This is a genomic window from Campylobacter sp. JMF_14 EL1, from assembly GCF_027737585.1.
In the GTDB taxonomy this organism is placed as follows: domain Bacteria; phylum Campylobacterota; class Campylobacteria; order Campylobacterales; family Campylobacteraceae; genus Campylobacter_B.
In genome coordinates, this window is the sequence record NZ_JAOVTW010000001.1 from 351,091 (window position 1) to 375,317 (window position 24,227).

Below are 24,227 nucleotides of genomic sequence, written 5' to 3' on the forward strand. Positions count from 1 at the left end.
TCAATACTCAATATATTCAAAAACCCTACTTGCTTTTTTATAAAATTCATCGTCAAATTCACCCGACAAACTCTCTTTTTTAAGTAGATTTCGCCCCAAATTCATTTCGTCTAATATCCCCATATACCCAAGCACACTAGTAAAAATATCAAACGAATTTCCCTTTTTTTCTACCACTATCTCTCCGCCCAACTCATCATCAAATATCACAAAAAAGCTTTTTGAGTTGCGGATTTTCTCAGCAAATCCTAACCCCTTATCATAGGGCAAATTATGGTCATTTTGTAATACTATTATAGTATTTTTAGCGTATTTAGAAGAACGAATTTTATCTATAAACTCACTCGCCAAAAAATCCGTGCAAGCCACCGCTTTTAGCATGCTATCATCATATTTATAATCCAAATTCTCGCATTTTTTCGATAAAAATCCATTTGGCGAGTGTGTGCCAATGCTAAGAAGTGTCATCAAAAAAGGCTTTTCTGCCTCGCTAAGTCTTGCAAAATCCTCCCACGCAAAGTCTAAAAGCTCATCATCATCTACACCCCAGCTATTTTGCCTCACGCTTCGTAGTGCAGAAATTTCACTTTTTCCATACATTTCATCATATTTCATCTGCTCTAAGAAATTTTTCATATTTTGAAACCCAAGCTCACTACCATTTGCGAAATATGTGTGATAGCCTAAATTTTTCAAAATTTCACTAGCACAAAGTATGTTTTGGGTAAATTTTATATCCTTGATATCGCCTTTCGGAAATGTATAATTCAGCGCACAATGTGAGCCAAAAATCCCTTTGTATGTAAAATCCAAATCCACACCCTGCGAAATATTGCTAAAATCTATGCGATTTTTTAAAGAGTTTAAATTTGGGGTTAAATTTGGAAATTTCCGCTCATCTGTATAATCACGGTTAAAGCTTTCTAAATAAATATAAACTATATTTTTAGCCAAATTTGGCTTTTTAGGCATAGGTTTGGCGATATATGGGAAAATTTCCGCCTTATATTTTTCGATCGGCGGATTTGTCAGCATGCGAAATTCATACATGCTTTTAAAAAACGGGTGAGTAAAAAATGCCAAAACAAGCGCCATAATCGATAAAATTCCAAATTTTAGATTTTTGCTGCCCGTAGATATTTTGCCATACAATATCACACAAAACAGCAAAATAGCTAGCAAAATTCCAGCACAAATCAAAATTTCTTTGATAAACGGCAAAAGTGGAGCCCCAATAATCGAAGTAGTGATAAAAATATAAACTTTAAGCCCAAAATGCTCCCCCAAAGCCCACAAAAACGCCAAATCAAGAGCAAAAGCCACAACGAAAACAAACGCTAAAATGCAAAATAAAATTTTACTAAATCTATTTGGTAAAAATTTAGCCAAAACACAAGCAATCACAAACACAAAAACACAAATCAAACTCATTTTTGAATTTTCTCTATCTCATCATAATCGATATATGGTGCCAATCTAGCGGCTTTTACATAATTTGCACTGTTCATGCTATTATAAAGCGAATCATATTTTAATGCACTTCGTCCTAGTTGCATTTCGTCCAAAACACCAATATAATCAAGCACTGTTGTGAATATATCAATAGTAGAGCTTTGGCGTGAAATTCGGATATTTTGCGTGATTTTTGGATCGTTTATCGCAAAATACAATCCACCGCTACTTTGAGCTAATTTAAAAATTTTATCGCTTTGTTCGATTATAGGTGCTGGGTGATCACTTTGAAGCACGATTATTGTATTTTCGCCAAATTCGCTTTTACGGATTTTATTTATAAATTCTCCGAGTAATTTATCTGTGCAACCAATTGCTCTAAGCATTGTGATTTCTCTATCTTCTCCACTTTTATCATAAAAACTCTCATTAAAATTCCCCTGCAAATTCTCACAGCTCTTGGCTACAAATCCATTTGGAGAGTGTGTAGATATGGTCAAAATCGTCTGCAAAAACGGAGTTTTGTCATGCGAAAGTCGCAAAAAATCTTCCCATGCAAACTCCAACATCTCATCATCATCTACGCCCCACTCATTAAAATTTTTAGCCTTTCTTTGTGCTAACTCTGCCCTACCAAATCTCTCATCAAACTCCATAGCGTCCAAAAATCTATCCGTATTTTGAAACTCTAAATTTGCACCTTTGATAAAATATGTATGATAGCCTAGATCTTTTAGAATATGGCTAGCGCATTTGATATTTTTGCCAAAATCATTATTGCTTGGATTTTTAAAACTAAATAAATATGGCACACCGCAAAATGAACTAAACATACCCTCTATGGTGATTTGCGCACCTGGACTTCTAGCAACTTTTTCAAAAAGCATGGTATTTTTTAGTGAGCTCAAATTTGGCGCAAGTGTAGGAAAAATACTATCTTTGATATATGCGTCATTAAAACTTTCTAAAAAAATATAAACGATATTTGGCGCATTTTGTATAGTATTTGGTTTTGGCACCTTTATAAATGGATAAATATCATTTTTCAGCGACCATACAGGCGGATTCATCTGAAAATATAACTTCGTAAGCGCTACACTCAGCGGGTTTATACATAGCGCAGCAAAAATACTTCCAAAGCAAAAAATAGCGAAAATTTTAGAAACCCTTAAATTTCGCCAAGTTTTTTTATAAAAAATTACCAAAAACAAAATAAATGATAAAATCAACAAAACAATTATTATAATGTAGTTTATAAATGTCATCAGAGGTGCCCCAACTATACTTATAAAAAACATATTCATAGAAAATGGAGTTAGAGTATTTCCTGTGAAGTATTTCAAAGCATAATCAAAAGCGAAAAAAAACAAATTTACAAAAACAAGCAAACAATACAAGATTAAAGATTTTTTTCCAAATAGAAATTTAGCTAAACATAACGATATTATAAATAATAAAATGGATATAAAAGTCATAAATTCCTCAAATTTATATGATCACGGATTATATTTTAGCATAAAAGTCAAAAATCAGCCATAAAAAAAGGCTCGGACCAAAGCCCGAGCCCATAAAGTATCAACTAAGCAAAGCTTAGATTAGAATACAACGCCTACACCGCTGATAGCAACTTCGCCAGCATCTGATGGAGTAGTCGTATACACAGCTGCTTTTGTGCTAGTAGCTGCAGTTGTGATTTTTTGATAATCAAATTTGCCTTTTAAGATCTTTTGAACTGAACCAGTGTCAAGCACTTTTTTGCAAACAGAAGCATCTTTTTGTGTGCCTTCTGTTACTTTTAGGACAGCTGGTTTGTTTGTAGCTGCATCGAAATCTGTTAGTTCGACTTTCATACACTCTTTACCAGCAGCGGCAATCACACCTTCGATTGAACCAGCCATTTTACCTGTGCTGCCGATTGTAGTCTCAGTTGGGTTTTTCAATTGAACATTTGTCATACCACCAAATGTGCTAGCAAATTGTGCTTGTGATGTATAGTATGCACCCAAGTCACTAATTAATGTTGTTAAATTTGTAGCTGCTTTGCTAACCTCAGCATCATCACGAGTAGCTGCCAATCTTGGGATAGCGATAGCTGCCAAAATACCTAAAATAACGATAACGAAGATCAACTCGATCATAGTGAAACCTTTTCTCATGGTTTCCTCCTTGTAAATAAATTTCATTTTACATACATATATGTAAAATCATCTTGTAAATTTGATTTTAAGTGTCGAATTTTTGGGGAATTTAGATTTTAAAATTTGTAGAAATTTTGCTGAAATTTAGCTTGATAAAGCTGATTTTAAGCGTTTTGATTTGTCATTGCGAGTGTTAGCAAAGCAACCTGGTAAAATTCAAAAGGAAAATTTTCAAATTTTACAAATTTTGAATTATAAAATTTGTCAGCGAATTAAAATTTATCGAAATTTCTAGATTGCCACGGCGACTGCATCGCTTTGCAATGACAAATCAAATTCTGCCCAAATTTTCGGCACAGTATTTCTCAAACTCATATAAAATTCTCAAAGCGATTTTGAGCAAATTAGCACAAATCGCACATTTCACACAAAGGAGCCAAATGCAACTCATCAATCAAAACGGCAAAATCCACCTGCGCTTTTACAGCACACACAAGCTCATCACACGCTCGCTAGGCCTAGTATATAACGAGCCAAATCTCGCCTACGCCACGCAAACCCTACTGCCGATTTTTCGCAAAATTGCACTCACAAACACCGCCCAAATGCCACAAAAGCAACCAACTAGCCTAAATTTTGCCACCACAAACACCAAACCAAAAATCCAAATGACCAAAATCCCACGAAATCCGTATTTGCTAAGCCATTTTTGTGCGATTTACCTTGGCTCTCTTCGCACCTACGCCAAGCTTACCACGCTCAAAACAGCCACTTGCGCTATCAACCGACTTTTTGATTTTTTGCCAGATTTGCCTATCCGAACATACGCTCCTAGCGATATTTACAATGCCATAAGCGTGATGAAAAACACAAATCTCAGCGCACAAACAATCAATCTTTTGCTCTCTTACGCCAAAATCGCTTTCAAACTCGCCAAAAATCACGGTGCAATCTCCAAAAGTCCATTTGAATTTATCAAAAAGCTCCCAACCACACCAAAATCCAAATTCTGCTTCACAAAAACTCAAATTAACGCACTTTTATCCCACTCTCACGGCGAGCTTCGCACATTTTTATACATAGCCTTTTTCACAGGCGCTAGAAGTGGCGAAATACTCGCACTACATACGAGCGATTTTGATTTTAAGCACGATAAAATCAGCATTTGCAAAAACCAAACTCGCTTTGAGCTAACTACGCCAAAAAATGGCAAATCACGCACGATAAATTTGTTAAAACCGCTCAAAGAGCATATTTTAGGGCTAAATTTGCCCAATGGGGCGATATTTAGTAGCGATTATTTTGCTATACACTATAAATTTAAAAAATTGTTAAAATCACTAGATCTCCCACTCTGCGGGCTTCACAGCACCAGACACAGCTTTTGTTCGCACCTTTTGGGCGCGAAAGTCCCAGCCCCGCTCATCGCCAGCACGCTAGGACACGCGAATCTAGATATGATAAACCGCATTTACGGCCATTTTTTAGAAAACAAATCCGACCTACGCAACCTAAACCGCGCAATGAGGCTATGAAATAAAAAATTTTTCCTTGTGCAAAATAGCGCAAAAATGGGCTTTTTTTATAAAATTTTAAATTTTTTTCAAATTTTTTACAAAAATAATTGAATTTTTTAATTTTTTTTGCTATAATCCGCGCAAGTTTTACATATATGTATGTAAAATGAAATCTATTTACAAGGAGGAAACCATGAGAAAAGGTTTCACTATGATCGAGTTGATCTTCGTTATCGTTATTTTAGGTATTTTGGCAGCTATCGCTATCCCAAGATTGGCAGCTACTCGTGATGATGCTGAGATTAGCAAAGCAGCTACAAACTTATCAACACTAATCAGCGATGTTGGTGCATACTATACATCACAAGGCACTTTTGCAAGTGATATTAAAGTAATGACAAATGTTGTAGTAGATAGCACAAGCGAAATGACTATCGCTACTAATGGTAATGCTAGTGGTAAAGCTGTCGGTGAGATAAAAGCAGCTGGTAAAAAATGTTTAAAATATACAATTACACCAGAGGTAGCAACTAGCGCTAAGAAAACTCCTGCTTATATCAAAGTAGAGGGCGGAACAGATGCGGCTGCTTCAATTTGCAAAAAGATTCTTGATGTTCCAAGCGTAGCAAAAATAGCCACCATTAAAGGAGCAGACAATAAAGAATCTGGTGCTTCATTCTATGGTCAAGTCTATGATAAAACAACTGAGACTTGGAAAACAGATACTGAGAACCCAATATATGGTTACCAACTAACTGGTCTTAATGTAGTATTCTAATCTAAACTTTGTTTAGAGTGATACTTGTAGGCTCGGGCGAAAGTCCGAGCCTTTTTTATTTTAACTTTTCTGTAATCTTTAAAATCTTATCGCTTAGTTTTTGATTTTTATCTTTTACAGCCTTTATAAATAGTCCGTCTAAAAGCCCATTTGATGTTTCTTTGCTTAAAACCATAGGCGATAATTTATCTCTTTGTATGGGGTAATTCTCCCAACACACTCCTATGCAAAATTCGCCTTTGGTTTTTTGATTTTTGTGGTTGTATTCGCCGAATATGACATAAAAATCTTCTTCTGTATCTTTAAATAAAATGCAGTCTTTTTTGTCTAATTTCCAATACGAAACTATATTATTAATGTCTAATATAATTATCCTTACAAACAAAAAAGGCTCGAAGCCGAAGCTCCGAGCCAACAAATCTTACTTTATTTTCAGATTAGAATTTTACGCCAACACCGCTAATAGCAACTTCGCCTTCTCCACTAGTTGTATCCGTATATGTTTGTGTAGTCGCATCATACGCAGGATAAACAAATGTGCCAGTTAAAATTTTATCAATAGCAGCTATGTCATAAACTTTCGTACAAATTTTCTCTGCACTATCATCACCTTTGGTAACTGCCAAAGTTGCAGGTTTTTTAGTCGTTTCATCATAGTCAGTACCTGCGACATGAATGCAAGCTTTACCAGCTGTCATTAAATCACCTTCCAAACCTTCAACATTTGCTAGTTGAACATTTGTCATAACTTTAATATCTGAGTTCAACTCGCCTTGTGATGTATAGTATGCACCTAAGTCACTGATTAAAGTTGTCATATTTGTTCCAACTTTTGCTACCTCAGCATCATCACGAGTAGCTGCCAATCTTGGGATAGCGATAGCTGCCAAAATACCTAAAATAACGATAACGAAGATCAACTCGATCATAGTGAAACCTTTTCTCATGGTTTCCTCCTTGTAAATAGATTTCATTTTACATACATAAAAGTAAAATACTTTGATTTACGGAGGATTTTTTGCGCTTGAAATAGCCTAAATTTTGGAATTTTAGTGGTAAATTTGGGTTTTAAAATTTGCACTGAAATTTGGCTGAATTTTAAATTTTAAGCTCTTTTTAAGTGCAAATTTTACGCCTGATTTGTCATTGCGAGCGTGGCGAAGCAATCCAGTAAAATGTAAAGCAAAATTCTATTTAAATTTTGAAATTCTGAAAAACACTGCGCCGAAATTTTATACTCGTAGATTGCTTCGTCGCTTCGCTCCTCGCAATGACAATAGCGAACGCTTTAAAAATTCTCACAATGACAATAAAGAGCGTATCGGCGCAGTATCCCCGGCTTGCGAAGCGCAATGACAACGTTAACCTATCGGCGCAGTGTTTCGCAACGATAAATAAAAATCAAAAATTCAATGAAAATATGAAAAAATCTGAGTTAGAAGTGGTGCGCCCGAAGGAATTCGAATCCCTGACCTTTTGAACCGCAATCAAATGCTCTATCCAGCTGAGCTACGAGCGCACAATCAAAAAGAACTTTTATTATACATTTTTATAGCTTAAATTTAGCAAAAACAGCCCAAATTTATCGTGCAAATTAAAATTCCACTACAAATTTCACTAAATTTCGCGATTTTTCTTGACTTTTGATTTGTTTTTCTGTATAATACAAGTTCTTTTGCATTGGGGTATCGCCAAGCGGTAAGGCAATTGGTTTTGGTCCAATCATGCGGAGGTTCGAATCCTCCTACCCCATCCACTCTTCTTTAAATCATTTTTGTATCGCAGGGTAGAGCAGTGGTAGCTCGTCGGGCTCATAACCCGAAGGTCGGGGGTTCAAATCCCTCCTCTGCAACCAATCTTATCAATACTTACTAAATTTATTTATAAAAATTCTAGCGATAATGAAATAAAAAAGCCAAATTCACCAAAAATGGTAAATTTGGCTTATAGGCAAAATTTAAATTTTGAAATTTTAATCCACTGCCTTTAAATTATCAGCGATTACAAAGGCAAGTTCGAGCGCTTGATCAGCGTTTAGACGCGGATCGCACTGGGTTTCGTAGCGCTCTTTTAGCGTCTCTTCTGTCACATTAAATGCCCCGCCTGTGCATTCTGTAACATCTTGGCCTGTCATTTCTAGGTGGATTCCGCCAGCTTTCGTGCCCTCGGCCTTGTGGATTTCAAAGAAGCTTTGAACCTCTTTTAAAATCATATCGAACTCGCGCGTTTTGTAATTGCCCGCTTTGACGGTGTTTCCGTGCATAGGATCGATACTGTATAAAATTTCCCTGCCCTCGCTTTTTAGCTCGCGCAGTATTTTTGGCAGTCTATCGCCGATTTTATCCGCGCCCATGCGAATGATGATATTTAGTCTGCCAGCCTCGTTTTCTGGATTTAGCGCGTCTGCTAAGCACAAAATATCCTGCGCGCTAGCGTTTGGTCCGATTTTTACGCCGATAGGGTTTTTGATCCCGCTCATAAAATGCACATGCGCATCACCAACTCCCCTAGTGCGCTCGCCTATCCAAACCATGTGCGCCGAGCAGTCATACCAGTCCCCGCTCGTGCTGTCTATGCGCGTAAGGCACTCTTCGTAATTTAGCAAAAGCGCCTCGTGCGAAGTGTAAAATTTCGTCTCATTTAGCGTTGGTGCGCTTTGCGTATTTATGCCACATGCGTCCATAAATTTCAGCGCATTTGAGATAGAATCGCTTAGAGCGTTGAATTTCGCCTGCAACTCAGCCCTTTTCAAAAAGCCCAAATTCCACTTATGCACCTCGTGCAGATTGGCTAGACCACCGCGTGAAAACGCACGCAAAAGGTTCATCGTAGCCGCACTTTGGTGATACGCCTCGATCATACGCTCCGGATTTGGCACGCGCGCAGCTTCGTTAAACTCGAAGCCATTTATGATATCGCCACGATAGCTAGGAAGCTTCACACCGCCGACCTCTTCGTAATCGCTACTGCGAGGTTTGGCAAACTGACCTGCTAGGCGTCCGACCTTTACGATAGGCTTGCCAGCGGCGAAGGTCATTACAATCGCCATTTGAAGCATTACCTTAAACATATCGCGGATATTGTTTGCGCTAAAATTTGCAAAACTCTCAGCGCAATCCCCACCTTGAAGCAAAAACGCCTCGCCCTTTGTGGCTCTGGCAAGATCGCTTTTTAAAGATCTGACCTCGCCAGCAAAAACTAGTGGCGGGAAGTTATAAAGCCTTTCTTTGACGGCCTCGACTGCGCCCATATCAGGGTATGTGGGCTGCTGTAAGATATTGAAATTTTTCCAAGACGATCTATCCCAACTCATAAATTCTCCTTTTTTGGTTTTAAAAATTTTGCCATTATACCTAAATATGACTAAATTTCATTTCAAAAATATAAATTTACTCCTAAATTTCACGCCAAAAATAAGCAGTTATTAATCAATTAAATTTTAAAATGCAAGCCTTTTAAATCAATCACAAATTTAAGGAATTTTATGAAAGATGACCGCACAAAAGGGCTAATAATCGCGTTTTTGACCTTTTTTATGTGGGGTGTTTTTCCGATTTATTTCAAATTTATCCAAGATGTAGATGCTACGCAAATTTTAGCGCACAGAATTTTTTGGTCCTTTGTTTTGCTTTTTTTATTTTTGTTTTTTACAAAAAAGCTAAAAAATATCTCGCTTTTGTTATCAGATCGCAAAAAGGCATTAGCACTTCTTTGCACAGGCTGTTTGATTAGCATAAATTGGGGCATTTTTATCTGGGCGGTAAATTTAGGCGATATTTTATCCACGAGCCTAGGATATTTCATAAACCCCCTATTATCGGTGCTTTTGGGCGCAATTTTTCTAAAAGAACGACTAAGCCTAGCAGGGAGGGTTTCGCTATTTTTGGCGTTTTTGGCGATCTGCGTGCAAATTTACGCACTTGGCAGACTGCCATTTGTATCGCTGATTTTGCCGACAAGTTTCGCATTTTATGGATTAATTCGCAAAAAAATCGCCGTGCCTAGCTTCGAGGGGCTGTTTTGCGAGACCACGCTCATGCTCCCGCTTGCGTGCGCGTATTTGGGGTTTTGTGCGTATTCGGGCACTAGCGCATTTGGGGCACACAGCACCGGCGCATTGCTCGCATTTAGCGGAGTTATCACGGTTTTGCCACTAATTACATTTGCGATTTCGACTGCGTATCTGCCGCTTTCGACAATCGGATTTATGCAGTATCTTAGCCCCTCGATGAGCATGCTAATCGCTGTGTTTTTATACGGCGAGGAGCTTAGTTTTTACAAAATTTTCAGCTTTTCGCTCATTTGGCTAGGGCTTGCGATAGTGGGATTTGATAGCTTAAAAAGGAGGAAAAATGGTTAATATAACGCTAATTTTGGCGGTTTTTTTGATAGTAGGTTTTATCGTTTATTCGCAGGTAATGCGCGCAGCCTCGCGCGCTGATATGATAGAGGAAGTGCCAAATAACGCCAAATATCTGAGCTTTTGTGACATACTTGACGGAGAAATTTTGGCTTTGCAAAATTTAGAGCTAAAAGACGAGAGCCAAAGGGACGAAGCACTCGATGAAATCGCAAATCTTAGCAAGGAATTAGTCTTTATACAAACCATGCACAAAAATAATCAAAGCCCCGAAATTTGGGAGGAAAAGCTCTTTAAATTTTTGCAAAAATGCGAGGGCGTGATTTTAAAATACGCCAAAGAGGGCGAAAAAATCGCCGATAATTGGCGCGAAAAACTAGGAAGTGAGTTTGCGAAATTAGTCTAAATTTAGAAATTTAGACTAATTTTGGCTTTGCAAATTTTCAAGTGCGCTAAAAATCGCAAGCGCGTTTTCTTGCGTGGCTTTAAAATCCGCGATTTTGGCTAAATTTTCCTCGAAAATTTGCGCAATCTGCGCGCTAAAATCTGAGTAAATTTTATCCACAAACGAGCTAGACCCTACGAAGTCATTTTCAAACTCATAGTAATGAAGTCCCCCTAAAACCGCCTTTTCAAAGTCCTCATAAGAGGGATAAAAAAGCTGATAAAGTCCCGGTTCTTCCTCATAATCGCTGATTGATTTTGCGATTTTGTTCGCGATGAAATTCGCACTTAGGGTTACGGCGTTTGTGTAGTTTGAGGCGATTTTTATCATAATTTGCTCGAAAAACAGCGCGATTTTTTGGCAGATTTGAAAAACAGCCCTCTCGCCGTCTTTTAAAAACAGCCCATAGACTTCGCTTGCGATTTTAGCGATGTTTGAAGCCTCTATGATAGAGGCTAAATCGCTTTGGCGCTCGTAGTTTTCAAACCTACCTTTAAATAGCAAAATTTCCCTCTCAAACCCCGCATAAATGCGCTCTATCGCCTCGCTCATGGCGTTTTGCGTTTTGACTAGCTCGCCTTTGAAACGGCGGAAAATCACATTTAGCCTATCGTCGTTGTAAATCAGCTTCGAAAGCGCGGCGTCAGTGTTGAAATACGGCGCCTCGTAGGCTACCTTTTCGTATCCCTTCGAAGTTTGCGTGCCAAAAAAGCTCTTTTTCGTCTGCGTCGCGCTCACGAAATACTCGTTTTGCTTCGAGCTTAGAGCTTCTTGCATGGTTTTAGCGATAAATTTCGAGGTCTCTTTAATCGAGGCGTAAATTTTGCCAAATTCCTCTTTGTAAATTTCGCGCTCACTAGCGCAAAATTCGGCGATTTTATCTTTGTTTGAAGCGATAATTTTTTCTAAAATTTTATGTATTTCCAAATACCCTGCCCGCTCGTTTTTAAGCTCAGCAAGTATGAAATTTAGCCTAGATTTGGCAAAGCTAATGCGGTTTTTATCAAGCCCGTCTAAAAACTCCCTAACCTCGCTAAACCCGCTGTTTTGGCTATCGCCAGCTTTTTCTAGCTTTGATGAGATTGGCACGATAGAGGCAAAATTCGCGCCAAAAATCGTTTTAGCGTAATTATGCACGCGCTCGATTTCTTCGGCGCCAAGCCTATCTTTTTGACTTAAAATCGCAATGGAGTTTTTGCTTAAAAATTTTGGCAAAAGCGAAATTTGAGCTGTTTCGCTCTTTCTGGCGGCATTGTCGATGAGAGAAATCCAAAGCACGCCAAAAACCTCGTCGAAAATCTCCAATGTCTCCCTAGTATCGGCGTTCGAGCGCGAATTTAGCCCTGGGGTGTCGATGAAATTTATCTTTTTCAAAAGCTCGTGTGGCAAAAACATATTTATATTTTTGATATCTTTTAGCTCCCGCCTTTGATCGACGAAATCCGAAATTTGCGAGCTTTCTAAGGTTTGGGTGTAGCCGTTTTTATACGCTACGCTCATCATTTCATAAGGGGCGTATTTGATATGAGTGGCCTTGGCAGTAACTGGCACGACGCCAGTTGGCAAAACTTCGCTAGAAAGCAAGGTGTTTAAAAATGTCGATTTACCGCTGCTAAACTGCCCCACAACCGCGATTTTAAGAGGCTCAGACTCGACAAGCAAAATTTCATCTAAAACTTTGCTTAAATGCGCGCTAGGGTGCAGACTCGGGTCTTTTAACTCGCTCACAGCCCTGCTCATATCGCCCCAAAATCCCTGCTTCGTGCTGGGTAAAAATTTCGCCCTATACTCGCTGATAAATTCCCTTAGCATTGCTCAATCCTTTTAATTAATCCATTTACCAAATTTATTTTTTCTCGCACCAATCGCGCGTTTTTGGCGATTTGCTCGGCGTTTTCATCGCCTGCTTTAAGCGCGCTTTCAAGCTCGCTTTGGCGCAAATCTAGGCTAGATTTTTTACTAGCAAAAAGGGCTAGGACATTTTCTTTAAACTCCGCAGTGCAGGTTTTGGCGATGTTTTCGAAGCTAGATTTTAAATTTAGCTTAGCGAAAAACTCACTAAATAGCGCGTCAAAACTCGCCGATAATGCGCCAAAATCGCTGTTTTTGCGCACGATTTCACGCAGGCTTTCGTTAAATTTAGCGAAATTTGGCTGGGCAAAATTTTCGTCCATGTATTTTTTCGTGTCAAATTTAAGCGAATTTACCTCGCTAAAATCGCTTCCTAAAAGCTCTTTGATATCAGAAATATCGCGCGAAATCTTTTGCGAAAACGAGCGGAAAATGTCCGTGATGACATCTTTGACGCCAGAGTTTGCGATGACTTCTAGCCTAGAAAAATCAATCTGCTTTTTATTTTTTTTCGAGTAATTTATGTCGGTTAAAACCCTGTCTTTAATCGTCAAAATCGCTGATTTTAGCGGCGCAAAAAGTGTGCTATCATCGTAGCTAAGCTTGCTAATTGCGCCGGTTAAATCGTTTTTTAGCTTAGCTAAATTTGCATTTAGCGCGCTAATTTCGGCGTTTATATTCTCGCATTTTTGGGCTAGTTCGCTTTTATTCGCGCTAAAATCGGCGTTTTGCTCCTGCAAATCAGCCAAATACGCCTCGCAAATCAGTGATAACTCTTTTTTGTATGAGGATAAAATTTCATCTGCTTTGGCTGAATTTTCGCCGAAAAATCGCTCGAAAAGATGAGATTTCAGCTCGCCAATGCCCCGTCCGCTGTGGCTGTCTATGCAAAAATAGCTCACATTTTCTATCAGCCCCTCATCGAACCCAAACGCCCCAAGCTCCTCGCAAATACTAGCCCTAGCGTATCTTAGCGCGTCGATTAGCTCGGTCTGGCTAAGCAAATCAGCATGTGTTAAAACCACAATGAGAGAGTTGTTTTTCGAGCTTTTTAGGGTGCTTGCGATAAAGCTCATATCCTTTTTGGTCGAGCTTTGAGAGGCGTTCATTAGGTGGATTATCGCGTCGCTTGAAAACATAAAGTTTTTCGTCAGTTCCTCGCGCAAAACCACGCTATCGTCTAGACCTGGGGTATCGACGACGGTGATTTTATCGCTTAGAAAATCACTTTTTATGCCAAGTTCGATAAATTTGATAAATTTTGAAATTTCATACTTGGCAGAGGTGAATTCTTGCAGTTTTTCTGGCTCGATTATGGCTTCGCTTTGGTTTTGAAATTTCGAGCGAAATTCCTGCGCAAAACCCAAAATTTCAAGCTCCTCATCATCGTAGAATTTGACCTTAGCATAAGGCTTATCGCTACCTTTAAGAAGCGTTAAATTCGCCGTTTCAGGGATATTTGAAGTCCCTAAAATATCAAATCCCAAAAGGCGATTTAGCATGCTGGATTTCCCAGCGTTGATTACGCCAGTAACCGAGAGTGTGAAATTTGCATCTTTGGCGTTTAATTTGGCGGCGTTTGTGCGCTCAAAGAGTGAATTTTCAAATTCGCTCGCGCAAACAAGAAAACCTGCGCCTGGATTTGTATCTGAATTTTCGCTCGCATTTTCGCTCGCGCTAGTATCCAAATACTCGCCCAAATTTGCGCCCAAATTTGCGTCCGCGCCAGTGTCTGTGCCAGTGTCCGCGCCTGAAACCAAATTTGCCAGCTCATCTTCGCTTTTGGCGCTCAAAAGTGCTTTTAGCTCATCACTAATAATATCCAAACTCTCTAATTTGCCGTAAAATGCGAAATTTGTGGGCGAATTTAGGGCTTCGTTTTCGCTCAAATCGCTTTGAAGTTGAAGCAAAAATTTTGAAATTTCATCATACTCGCTTTTGCTAATAATTCCTTCTTTGCTTAAATTTTCAACCATCATCAAAACGCTTAATTTGGAAATTTTAAGCTTGCAAATCGCGTTGATTGCGCCGATTTGCAGGGACTGAATCGCATAGATTCCAATCTCTTCGCCAAGCTCTTTTAAAATTTCTCTAAAACTTTGCAACGATTTAAATTTTTCAAAATTTTGCGAATTTGTGCATAACATAAGCGCAGCGATATCGCTAGGCATAGTGCGAATTAGGCTCTCATCGATAAAAAGCCTCTTTGAACCCCAAATTTTACTCATAAAATTATTCATAAACTACCTTTTTTGGGTTGAAATGGTTAGAAATTTGATAAGTTTTGCAATAAAATTTCAAAATTTTATAAAAGCGGAAAGACGCCTGCAAAAATTTTGCAAGCGTCATAGGATTATTTGCCTTTTGCAGCAAGTTTTCTACGCATATAAGCAATGCGAGATTGTAATGGAAGGTGTTTAGGGCAGTTGTCTTCGCAACCTAGCAAACTCATACAACCAAACACACCGTCATCATCGCCGATCAGCTCGTAGAAATCATCGTCTGTTCTGTTATCAAGAGCATCGATTTTAAATCTAGCTACGCGATTGATACCAACAGCACCGATAAAATCCTCTCTCATAATCGCAGTTCCGCATGCTGCCACGCAGATACCGCACTCGATACAACGATCTAGCTCGAAAACCTCTTGTGCTACTTCTGGTTCGACTTTTTCCTCTAATTTAGAGATGTCAGTTACATGGTCAGTGTGGATCCAGCTCTCGACTCTCTTACTCATCGCGTTCATCCAGTTACCTGTATCTACGCTCAAATCTTTTAGTAGTTTAAATACAGGAAGTGGCATAAGCTCGATAACGCCCTCTGGATAGTCTTTTGTTAGTGTGCGGCAAGCAAGTGCTGGCTTACCATTGACTAACATACCGCAGCTACCGCAGATACCAGCACGACATACGAAGTCGAAGCTTAGCTCTGGGTCAAATTTTTCGCGGATGACATTAAGTGCGATAAATAGTGTCATACCATCTGTTTCTTCAAGCTCATAAGTCGCAAAGTGAGGTTTAGAAACCTTGCTTAGCGGATTAAATTTAAACGCTTTAATTGTGATTTTTCTACTCATATCCTATACCTGCTCTTTCATTTGGTGCTTTATATTTTGGTTGCAACTCATAATGCATTAGTGCTTCTTGGATTTCATAGCGTCCTCTGCCCTCTGATTCCATTTTTGCTCTAATGTCATCAACTTCTTTTTGGCGTTTAGCACTATCTGGGTGCTCGATAATGTTACCCTTAGCGCCATAACCACGGAACGCTGGTGGGATTTCCATTTTCATAATGTCTAGTGGCTCGTAAGTTAGAGTTGGCAATGTATCGCCGTCTTTCCAAGTCGCTAGTGTGCGTTTTAGCCAGTTTGCGTCATCGCGTTTTGTGAAGTCTTCGCGGTAGTGAGCGCCACGGCTCTCTGTGCGATCTAGTGCGCCTTTTGCAACGCAAAGTGCAAGTTTAAGCATCATAGGAACACGATAAGCCTCTTCTAGCTCTGGGTTTCCAAATAGCTCTTTGTTTGAAATTTTAACATTTGTTGATTCTTTGTAAAGCTCTTCTAGCTCTTTTACAGCTTTTGCCAAGCCCTCGCCTGTGCGGAAAATCGCAACATGTTCCCACATGATATCTTTCATTTTGTTTTTGATCTCAAATACATTGTATTTGCCGTCTTTATCAAGTAGGCTTTGTAGGTAAGCTTGTGATTTATTTACAAATTTTTCAATTGAAGTTGTTTTGATATCGATTTCGTGGCTTGCGCAGAAATCTGCAAAGTAATCACCTACAATCATACCAGCGACAACTGTCTCAGAAACTGAGTTTCCACCCAAGCGGTTGAATCCGTGCATATCCCAGCATGCAGCCTCACCAGCTGAGAATAGACCTGCTAGTGTTGGGCTTTCGCCTGTTGCTTTTGTTTTGATTCCACCCATTGAGTAGTGTTGCATTGGAAGGATTGGAGCCCAACCTTTGCCTCTTTTGCGACCATTTTCATCTGTGTAAGTCTCTGTATCAGCAGGATCAATACCGTTGAAAATTTGGCAAATTTCTTGAACATCGCGAAGGTTTTTCTCGATATGCTCACGACCCAAGATAGAAATATCAAGCCAAACATGGTATCCATAAGGGCTAGGAACGCCTTTACCATTTCTGATGTGTTCCATAATACGGCGTGAAACAACATCGCGGCTAGCTAGTTCTTTTTTCTCTGGTTCATAATCAGGCATAAAGCGATATCCATCGACATCACGCAAGATACCACCATCACCACGGCAACCCTCAGTTAGCAAGATACCACTTGGAACGATTGGAGTTGGGTGGAATTGAACTGCTTCCATATTTCCTAATTGAGCTACGCCTGTTTCTAGTGCGATAGCAGCACCGGTTCCCTCACAAACAACAGCGTTTGTTGTGTGGCGATATACACGACCATAACCACCAGTTGCGATTAATGTGCCTTTTGCAACATAAGCTGTAAGCTCGCCAGTTACTAAATCGCGAACAATCGCGCCATAACAGCGGTTGTTTTCGTGGATTAGAGCGATTGCTTCTTTTCTATCGTGGATATCGACATTGTGTTTTAATGCCTCGTTTGCAACAGCAAAAAGCATAGTGTGGCCAGTAGCGTCAGCTGTGTAGCAAGTTCTCCATTTTTTTGTTCCACCGAAGTCACGGCTGTGAATTAGACCATGAACTTCTTCTTTTTCTTCGATTGTTGTTTTTTGAGCGTTGATAATCGCGCTTCTTTTACCTTTTGTGATACGAGTCCATGGAACGCCCCACGCAGCTAGCTCACGAATAGCTTTTGGAGCTGTTTGAGCAAACATTCTAGCTACATCTTGATCGCAACCCCAGTCGCTACCTTTTACGGTATCAGCGAAATGCACATCTTCATTATCGCCTTCACTCATTTTAGAATTACCAAGACTTGCTTGCATACCACCTTGTGCTGCTGCTGAGTGCGAGCGTTTAACAGGAATAAGGCTTAAAACTACTGTGCTAAGCCCTTTTTCGCCAGCAGCTACCGCAGCGCGTAGGCCTGCAAGCCCACCACCGATAACTAATGCATCATAATATTTAACATTCATATTTCAATTCCCTATTTTATAAATTTACGCCGATTTTAATAAATGCAGCCAAAGATAAAAGACCTAAAATTAAGAAGAAAGCTGAAACAATCCATTTTAATTTTTTAAGTTTTTTACGACTTTCTTTTGCATCAGGACCTTCGAAAATACCCCATTTAACGCATAGTCTGTATAAACCAATGCTACCGTGAAGTTCAACAGCGAAAAGCAATACTAGGTAGAACAACCACATAAAATGGCTTACTACACGAGCACCTGACATATCACCTGAAATTTTATCAGAGTTTGTGATGATGAAAATAAGGTGTGCAGCACCCAAGAAGAACATAATAAAGCCAGTGATTGCTTGAACCCACCAAAGTGAAGTATCTTCGTGTTTGAAGCGTTTCATGTGAGCACGATATGATTGCCATTGGCGGAAATTGATTGGCATTTTTCTCATACCTAGCGCAGCGTGAATAAAGAAAATGATAAATACAGCAAGAGCTAAGAAAGATGTAATATAGCTCATAGAAGGGCTGTCGCTCAAAAATCTTAATTCTAAGAATTCAACAACTTTGGTAAAAAAGTCTCCACCGAACAATACAGTAGAAACAAACATCATATGCACCCACATAAATAGACCCAAAATTCCACCACTGATACTTTGGATTAAGTCTAGGCGCGCTGGCATACGGCTTTTTGTGCGATCCGTGCGGATACCTAAGAAGCCTTCGATTTGCTCGCTCATGAGCTCTCCTTATAGAAAATTAGTTAGTTAAATTACTAACAATTTGTAAATTTAACTTTAACAGGACATTATAGTATTTTTTAACTTTAAGTAAAGTTAATTACGCCCTATTAGTTGAAATTTCAAAGAAATTTTTAATATAACGCCCGCCAAAAACATAACGAGCGATAAAATTTGCCCCATTGAAAACCCAGCGATTACAAACCCAATCCCAGCGTCTGGTTCTCTGAAAAATTCACTCACAAAGCGCATAAATGTGTATAAAATAGCGTAGTTGCAAATCAGTTCGCCGTCGAATTTCTTAAATTTCCTGCTAAAAAATAAAATCACAAAAATCAAAATTCCTTCGAGCAAACCTTCGTAAATTTGGCTAGGGTGGCGAAGCACACCATCTACGAAAATCCCCCAGCTCACATCGGTTGCGCGCCCGATTAGCTCTTGGTTTAAAAAATTCCCAATCCGCCCGAAAAAATACCCAAGCGGCACGCTGAGCGCGACAAGATCGAGTAGTGCCCACTGGTTTTGGGCGTGGCGGCGACAAAACACTATTGTGGCGATGATAAATCCAACCACCGCCCCATGGTAACTCATACCGCGAATTCCGATAAATTCGCCATTATAAAAGGGGTTGAAAATTTGCCACGGGTGAGTGAAATACCACAGCGCCTCGCCTGAATAAATCGCGATATATCCGAGTCTAGCGCCCAAAATCACGCCGATTTCGACCCAGATGAAATAATTATCTAGCACCGCACTGCTAAATTTCAGCCCGTCGCGCTTAGCAATCCATTTGGCCATAAAGAGTGCGATTAGCAGCGCCAAAACATACATTATGCCATACCAATGCACGCTAAAACCGGCGACGCTAAACGCAACTGGGTCAAATTTTTCGTAAATGTGGTTCCAAAACTCCAACTCTCGCCCCTAATTAAATTTGTAAATTTGGCTAAATTTTAAGCCCCAAGCTATTTTTCACAACCACGCAAAAATCCGCCAAAAAATACCCAAACGCCTTGTAATAATCGCTTTTAGCATTGATTTGCAAATGTCCAGCTAGCCCACGCAGGCTTGGCATGATAAAATTCGTCAAATACTCGCCCAAAATATTGTGTGATTTCTCGTTTGTATCTTGCTTGAAAATCATCGCCAACAGCCCTAGCATGTTTGCAGCGTGTGTATCTGGCAAATCCGCAAATGGCTTTTTGAAGCGACATCTTTCGTAAAAAATACTCACTTCACTCGCACTTATTAGCTTAAAATAGCTCATATCAAAGGCCTCTTTGAGATTTTCAAAATCAGCGCAAATAGCCTCATAATCGCTATTTTTAACCCTAGCCCAAAGCTCTTGACCTTTTTTGTTTTCCTCATTTTCGTTGATTATAATCCATTTGCTAGCAAGTTTTTCGAAATTTTCCTTGCTTATCGCGCCCTTAAAATTCGTCGCGAAAATTATACACATAACCGAATAAAGTTCCCCTACTTTCATCTTTTCTCCTTAAATTTCACTAGCTTTTTTAATTTTTTCCACACCAAATTTTGACCAAATTTGATTCATTGATTTATCCAAACTTTGGCGTTTTTTATCGATTTCATCGAAAAGCAGAGTCGCACACTCTGCGCTATTTGCGCCAAAATTTGACAAATTTAGCGACACATGAATTATCGCATCGCCCCTATGCACATCAATAGCCTCGAAAAGCAAAAGCGCCGTCTCATCGAGCAAATCTAGGCTAAAAGGCCTGTGCTGACTAAGCCTTTTAGAGCTCTCATCGCGCGATTTGTAGCGGATTTTGACCTCGTAAGTAAGTGGATTTAGCCCACCCTCTAAAACCTCGCTAGCTAGGTGGCGAGAGAGGATTTTAATGCGCCTTTTGATCTCGTCCCTATCGAAGCACGGCTCGAAACTGCGCCCAAGACCGATACTTTTGCGCTCCCTGCTAACCTGCACCCGCTCGCTCGTATCGCCACTGATTTGAGCGAAAATTTGCTCGCCGTTTTTGCCCATTTTTTCGAAAATTTCCCTATGTCCCCACGCGTCGCCGATACTTTTAATGCCGTATTTTGCGAGCGTTTTTTGCATAGATTTTCCCACGCCTGGAAATTTTGAAATTTCGACATCTCTAAGCTCGGTTTTAAGGCACGAAATGGGTATTTCGCGCACCCCAAAAGGCTTGGCTAAATCGGTGGCAAGCTTGGCGATAAATTTCGCCTCGCTTAACCCCACACTGCTAGGAAGCCCGAATTTCGCCTTGATTTCGCTTTGCAAAAAGAGCGCAAACTCGCGCGCGTTTTCGTTGTATTTCGTGCCACGCAAATCCAAAAAAAACTCATCAACGCTAAATTTTTCGATTTCTGGCGTGAAATTTAGCAAAAATTTGTGAATTTGGTTTGAAATCTTGCCATACACGCCGTGCTTTGCCGCGTCCAGCACTAAATCCGGACAGGCTAGAAGCGCCATTTTTAGGGGTTGCGCTGAATGCACGCCAAATTTTCTAGCCTCGTAACTAGCGCTTAAAACTACCCCTTTTTGCAAAGATTTTAGCTTTTTTTGCTCATCGGCAAAATTTTGCAAATTTTGCTCTTTTTGGGCTTGAATTTTAAAATTTTGCGCGCTCTCATCGAAGTGAAATTTCGCCCCAAAGCCATCATATTTATTAGCGAAAATTTCATCATTATTTCCGCCGATAACTGCGACAGGAACTCCGCTAAGAGCGGGATTTATCAGCCTTGCGACAGATACGAAAAAGCAGTCTAAATCGATATGCGCTATCAAACTATATCTATCCCAAATCCACTAAGTCCAGCGTATTCTTTCGGGCTGGAATTTGAAAGAATTTTGATTTTTTTAATCCCTAAATGCGCTAAAATCTGCGCCCCGATACCATAGCTTTTGAAATCGCCCTTGTGCGAAGCCGAATTTAGCGCCACAATCACGCCACCACTCGTGCTTAAAATTTCTAAATTTTGCATAAAATCATCGTAATTTTCATCTTGCATAAACTCTAAATCACTTGAAATTTTATGAAATTTTACATTGCAATTTTCGCCAATTTCGCCGAAAATAAAGACTTTGTGAGCGTTGTCATCGTGGTCTGTGATTTCGCAAACTCTGCAAGGCTTACCGCAAATTTTGCCCTCGCTAAATTCGCCAAATTTAACCAAAGTTTCATGCTTTAATCTGTATTCGACGATTTGGGCGATTGAAATCATATTTATGCCAAATTTTTCGCAGAATTTCTCCAAATCATCGCGCCTTGCCATTGTGCCGTCTTCTTTTACGATCTCGCAAATCACCGCACTTGGCGCGATTCCAGCGAGCTTGCACAAATCCACAGAGCCCTCAGTGTGGCCTGTGCGCACGAGCACTCCGCCTTTTTTGGCGATGAGCGGATTTATGTGGCCAGGACGCACGAAGTCGCTTGGGGTGGAGTTTGGGCGCGCCATAAGCTCGATTGTCATATTTCGCTCATACGCGCTAACGCCCGTGGTTGCGTCTTTTGCGTCGATTGTGATAGTAAATGCCGTCTCGTGCGAGGATGTGTTTTTATCGACCATTAGGGGCAAATCTAGCCTTTTGGCGATTTCCGCGTCCAGTGCCACGCAAACCACGCCACGAGCGTGTGTGATAGCGAAATTTACCTTCTCCGCGCTCGTAAAAGTCGCAGGAAAAATCAAATCGCCCTCATTTTCGCGATCAACATCATCAACCATGACAATCATCTTGCCATTTTTCATATCCTGTATAGCTTGTTCTACACTTACCATTTTTAATCCTTTTTTGTCTTTTCATTAAATTTATCTAACAATATTCCCTTTTTTGTCGATTATTAAAAACTCTCCATCTAGTTTAATTTTTATATAATCATCGCTTAAAAATTTAATAAATTCAAACTCTTCGTAAAAAATTGGTGGTAAAATTTCATCGCCATTTTCATCAATCAAACCCCATTTGCCATTTTGTTTCAACCTAATAATACCTTCTTTCTCACAAATCATCTCTTCAAAAATATCTGTCCATCCAAAACTTGAAACTGCATCATAAATGCAAGGTATGACTTCATTTCCATTTTTATCAATAAATCCCCATTTACGAGCTTTTTTAACTCTTGCTAAACCTTCACTAAAATCATTGACATCATCATAAATGCAAGGTATAACTTCATTTCCATTTTTATCAATAAATCCATCTTTACCAGCTTTTAGAACTCTTGCTAAACCTTCACTAAAAGACCCGGCAAAATCATAAATGCAAGGTATAACTTCGTTTCCATTTTTATCAACAAATCCCCATTTATCATCTTTTTTAACACTAGCTAAACCTTCACTAAAAGACCAGAGTTCATCATCATCATAAATGCAAGGTATAACTTCATTTCCATTTTTATCAATAAATCCCCATTTACGAGCTTTTTTAACTCTTGCTAAACCTTCACTAAAAGAGTAGAGTTCATCATCATCATAAATGCAAGGTATAACTTCATTTCCATTTTTATCAATAAATCCCCATTTACCAGCTTTTTTAACTTCTGCTAAACCTTCACTAAAAGACCGGGCATCATCATAAATGCAAGGTATAACTATAACTTCATTTCCATTTTTATCAATATAGCCCAATTTGCCATCTTTTACAACTATTGCTAAACCTTCACTAAAATGCCCGACACCATCATAAATGCAAGGTATAACTTCATTTCCATTTTTATCGATAAATCCATATTTACCAGCTTTTTTAACTTCTGTTAAACCTTCGCTAAAACCATAAACATAATCATAAATGCAAGGCATAACTTCATTTCCATTTTTATCAATAAATCCCCATTTACCAGCTTTTTTAACTTCTGCTAAACCTTTACTAAAATCATTGGCACTATCATAAATGCAAGGTATAACTTCATTTCCATTTTTATCAATAAAGCCCACTTTGTCATCTTTTACAACTTTTGCTAAACCTTCTCTAAAAGACACGGCATAATCATAAATGCAAGGTATAACTTCATTTCCATTTTTATTGATAAATCCATATTTATCATCTTTTTTAACTTTTGCTAAACCTTCACTAAAATCATCGGCAGAATCATAAATGCAAGGTGTAACTTCATTTCCGTTTTTATTGATAAATCCATATTTATCATCTTTTTTAACTTTTGCTAAACCTTCACTAAAATCATTGACATCATCATAAATGCAAGGTGTAACTTCATTTCCGTTTTTGTCAATAAATCCATATTTATTATCTTTTTTAACTTTTGCTAAACCTTCACTAAAAGACCAGACACGATAATAAATGCAAGGTATAACTTCATTTCCGTTTTTATCAACAAAACCACATTTATAGTCTTTCATTACATTAGCAAGTAATTTCATTTTCTATCCTTTATTTTTTATCAAATTTTCAAATTCTTTTTTTATCTTTTCATAAAGTGGGGCGAAACTGACGCCATTTACACGCACATTTGCGATTGTGGTGATGAAATTCGTATCCCTCTCCCAGCGCGGAACTAGATGATAATGCACATGCTCGGCTATCCCAGCCCCTGCTGCACTTCCTAGATTCATACCGATATTTACCCCCTTTGCGCCAATAGCCTCTTTTAGCACTTTTACGCCTTTTTGGACATATTCGCTCATCTCTAACCACGCTTCTAGCGGTAAATTCTCGATATTATCGGTGTGCTCGTAAGGAATCACCATAAAAGCCCCAGGATTGTATGGATATAAATTCATAAGCCCGAAGCAAAATTTAGCGCGAAATACCACGCCTACGCACTTTTCTCCCTTTTTTGCCTTTGTGGCTGCGCAAAACGGGCAACCGCTGCGTTTTTCGGTAAAATAATCACTTCGCCACGGCGCGCAAATATAATCCATATTC

General features: G+C 39.2%; 20 protein-coding genes, 3 tRNA genes and 1 pseudogene. 6 read left to right on the forward strand and 18 right to left on the reverse strand.

Annotated features, from left to right (window positions below; translation table 11 throughout):
* From OFN73_RS01740 to OFN73_RS01750, 3 genes are all read right to left on the reverse strand, one after another.
* Window positions 1-1,431: a sulfatase-like hydrolase/transferase gene (locus OFN73_RS01740; RefSeq protein WP_270861965.1), complete on the reverse strand. Its 1,431-nt coding sequence runs from the start codon at window positions 1,429-1,431 to the stop codon at window positions 1-3.
* Window positions 1,428-2,795, reverse strand: a complete 1,368-nt coding sequence (locus OFN73_RS01745; protein WP_270861966.1) for a sulfatase-like hydrolase/transferase — start codon at window positions 2,793-2,795, stop codon at window positions 1,428-1,430. The genes OFN73_RS01740 and OFN73_RS01745 overlap by 4 nt, the downstream gene beginning before the upstream one ends.
* A gap of 252 nt (window positions 2,796-3,047) precedes the next feature.
* Entirely contained in the window at window positions 3,048-3,608 is a 561-nt protein-coding gene (locus OFN73_RS01750) for a type II secretion system protein (protein WP_270861967.1), read from the reverse strand.
* Between the two features lie 422 nt (window positions 3,609-4,030).
* Between OFN73_RS01750 and OFN73_RS01755 the strand changes: the two genes are divergently transcribed.
* Both OFN73_RS01755 and OFN73_RS01760 read left to right on the forward strand, forming a co-directional pair.
* Window positions 4,031-5,125: a tyrosine-type recombinase/integrase gene (locus OFN73_RS01755; RefSeq protein ID WP_270861968.1), complete on the forward strand. Its 1,095-nt coding sequence runs from the start codon at window positions 4,031-4,033 to the stop codon at window positions 5,123-5,125.
* A 175-nt stretch (window positions 5,126-5,300) separates the two neighbouring features.
* The gene (locus tag OFN73_RS01760; protein ID WP_270861969.1) at window positions 5,301-5,885 is read left to right on the forward strand and encodes a type II secretion system protein; all 585 of its coding nucleotides are present in this window, start codon (window positions 5,301-5,303) and stop codon (window positions 5,883-5,885) included.
* A gap of 55 nt (window positions 5,886-5,940) precedes the next feature.
* On the opposite strand, the gene OFN73_RS01765 is transcribed toward OFN73_RS01760, so the two are convergent.
* The 3 genes from OFN73_RS01765 to OFN73_RS01775 all read right to left on the reverse strand — a co-directional run bounded on the left by OFN73_RS01765 (window position 5,941) and on the right by OFN73_RS01775 (window position 7,404).
* Entirely contained in the window at window positions 5,941-6,300 is a 360-nt protein-coding gene (locus OFN73_RS01765; RefSeq protein ID WP_270861970.1) for a hypothetical protein, read from the reverse strand.
* 22 nt (window positions 6,301-6,322) lie between these two features.
* A complete protein-coding gene (locus OFN73_RS01770; RefSeq protein WP_270861971.1) occupies window positions 6,323-6,832 on the reverse strand; it encodes a type II secretion system protein in 510 nt (169 codons plus the stop codon).
* A gap of 495 nt (window positions 6,833-7,327) precedes the next feature.
* Window positions 7,328-7,404, reverse strand: a tRNA-Arg gene (locus tag OFN73_RS01775).
* A gap of 162 nt (window positions 7,405-7,566) precedes the next feature.
* On the opposite strand from OFN73_RS01775, the gene OFN73_RS01780 reads away from it, so the two are divergent.
* Window positions 7,567-7,641, forward strand: a tRNA-Gln gene (locus OFN73_RS01780).
* 24 nt (window positions 7,642-7,665) lie between these two features.
* Window positions 7,666-7,740: transfer RNA gene (locus tag OFN73_RS01785), tRNA-Met, on the forward strand.
* 117 nt (window positions 7,741-7,857) lie between these two features.
* On the opposite strand, the gene OFN73_RS01790 is transcribed toward OFN73_RS01785, so the two are convergent.
* Window positions 7,858-9,198, reverse strand: coding sequence for a class II 3-deoxy-7-phosphoheptulonate synthase (locus tag OFN73_RS01790; protein ID WP_270861972.1), 1,341 nt, complete (start codon window positions 9,196-9,198; stop codon window positions 7,858-7,860).
* Between the two features lie 171 nt (window positions 9,199-9,369).
* On the opposite strand from OFN73_RS01790, the gene rarD reads away from it, so the two are divergent.
* A complete protein-coding gene (gene rarD, locus OFN73_RS01795; RefSeq protein ID WP_270861973.1) occupies window positions 9,370-10,245 on the forward strand; it encodes an EamA family transporter RarD in 876 nt (291 codons plus the stop codon).
* Complete coding sequence (locus tag OFN73_RS01800; protein ID WP_270861974.1) at window positions 10,238-10,651, forward strand: hypothetical protein; 414 nt, start codon at window positions 10,238-10,240, stop codon at window positions 10,649-10,651. Before rarD ends, OFN73_RS01800 begins: the two co-directional genes overlap by 8 nt.
* Window positions 10,652-10,666: 15 nt before the next feature.
* Here the strand turns inward: OFN73_RS01800 and OFN73_RS01805 are convergent, their stop codons facing one another.
* From OFN73_RS01805 to OFN73_RS01855, 11 genes and pseudogenes are all read right to left on the reverse strand, one after another.
* Window positions 10,667-12,502, reverse strand: a complete 1,836-nt coding sequence (locus OFN73_RS01805; RefSeq protein ID WP_270861975.1) for a dynamin family protein — start codon at window positions 12,500-12,502, stop codon at window positions 10,667-10,669.
* Window positions 12,496-14,781, reverse strand: a complete 2,286-nt coding sequence (locus OFN73_RS01810) for a dynamin family protein (RefSeq protein ID WP_270861976.1) — start codon at window positions 14,779-14,781, stop codon at window positions 12,496-12,498. Before OFN73_RS01810 ends, OFN73_RS01805 begins: the two co-directional genes overlap by 7 nt.
* 113 nt (window positions 14,782-14,894) lie before the next feature.
* Complete coding sequence (locus tag OFN73_RS01815; RefSeq protein ID WP_270858184.1) at window positions 14,895-15,617, reverse strand: fumarate reductase iron-sulfur subunit; 723 nt, start codon at window positions 15,615-15,617, stop codon at window positions 14,895-14,897.
* Window positions 15,610-17,628, reverse strand: coding sequence for a fumarate reductase flavoprotein subunit (locus OFN73_RS01820; protein ID WP_270858185.1), 2,019 nt, complete (start codon window positions 17,626-17,628; stop codon window positions 15,610-15,612). Before OFN73_RS01820 ends, OFN73_RS01815 begins: the two co-directional genes overlap by 8 nt.
* A gap of 28 nt (window positions 17,629-17,656) precedes the next feature.
* Window positions 17,657-18,358 (reverse strand): annotated as a pseudogene (locus OFN73_RS01825) (fumarate reductase cytochrome b subunit); the annotation flags it as partial.
* Between the two features lie 96 nt (window positions 18,359-18,454).
* Window positions 18,455-19,273 carry a prolipoprotein diacylglyceryl transferase gene (gene lgt / locus OFN73_RS01830; RefSeq protein ID WP_270861977.1) on the reverse strand — a complete coding sequence of 273 codons (819 nt, stop codon included), beginning with the start codon at window positions 19,271-19,273 and terminating at the stop codon, window positions 18,455-18,457.
* Window positions 19,274-19,304: 31 nt separating this feature from the next.
* A complete protein-coding gene (locus tag OFN73_RS01835) occupies window positions 19,305-19,844 on the reverse strand; it encodes a hypothetical protein (protein ID WP_270861978.1) in 540 nt (179 codons plus the stop codon).
* 9 nt (window positions 19,845-19,853) lie between these two features.
* Window positions 19,854-21,131 (reverse strand): DNA polymerase Y family protein, encoded by a 1,278-nt coding sequence (locus tag OFN73_RS01840; protein ID WP_270861979.1) that lies wholly within the window; start codon window positions 21,129-21,131, stop codon window positions 19,854-19,856.
* Window positions 21,128-22,123, reverse strand: a complete 996-nt coding sequence (locus OFN73_RS01845; RefSeq protein ID WP_270861980.1) for a bifunctional 3,4-dihydroxy-2-butanone 4-phosphate synthase/GTP cyclohydrolase II — start codon at window positions 22,121-22,123, stop codon at window positions 21,128-21,130. The genes OFN73_RS01840 and OFN73_RS01845 overlap by 4 nt, the downstream gene beginning before the upstream one ends.
* 30 nt (window positions 22,124-22,153) lie before the next feature.
* Entirely contained in the window at window positions 22,154-23,722 is a 1,569-nt protein-coding gene (locus OFN73_RS01850) for a WG repeat-containing protein (protein WP_270861981.1), read from the reverse strand.
* Between the two features lie 3 nt (window positions 23,723-23,725).
* A complete protein-coding gene (locus OFN73_RS01855; protein WP_270861982.1) occupies window positions 23,726-24,223 on the reverse strand; it encodes an HIT family protein in 498 nt (165 codons plus the stop codon).
* Window positions 24,224-24,227 lie beyond the last annotated feature (4 nt).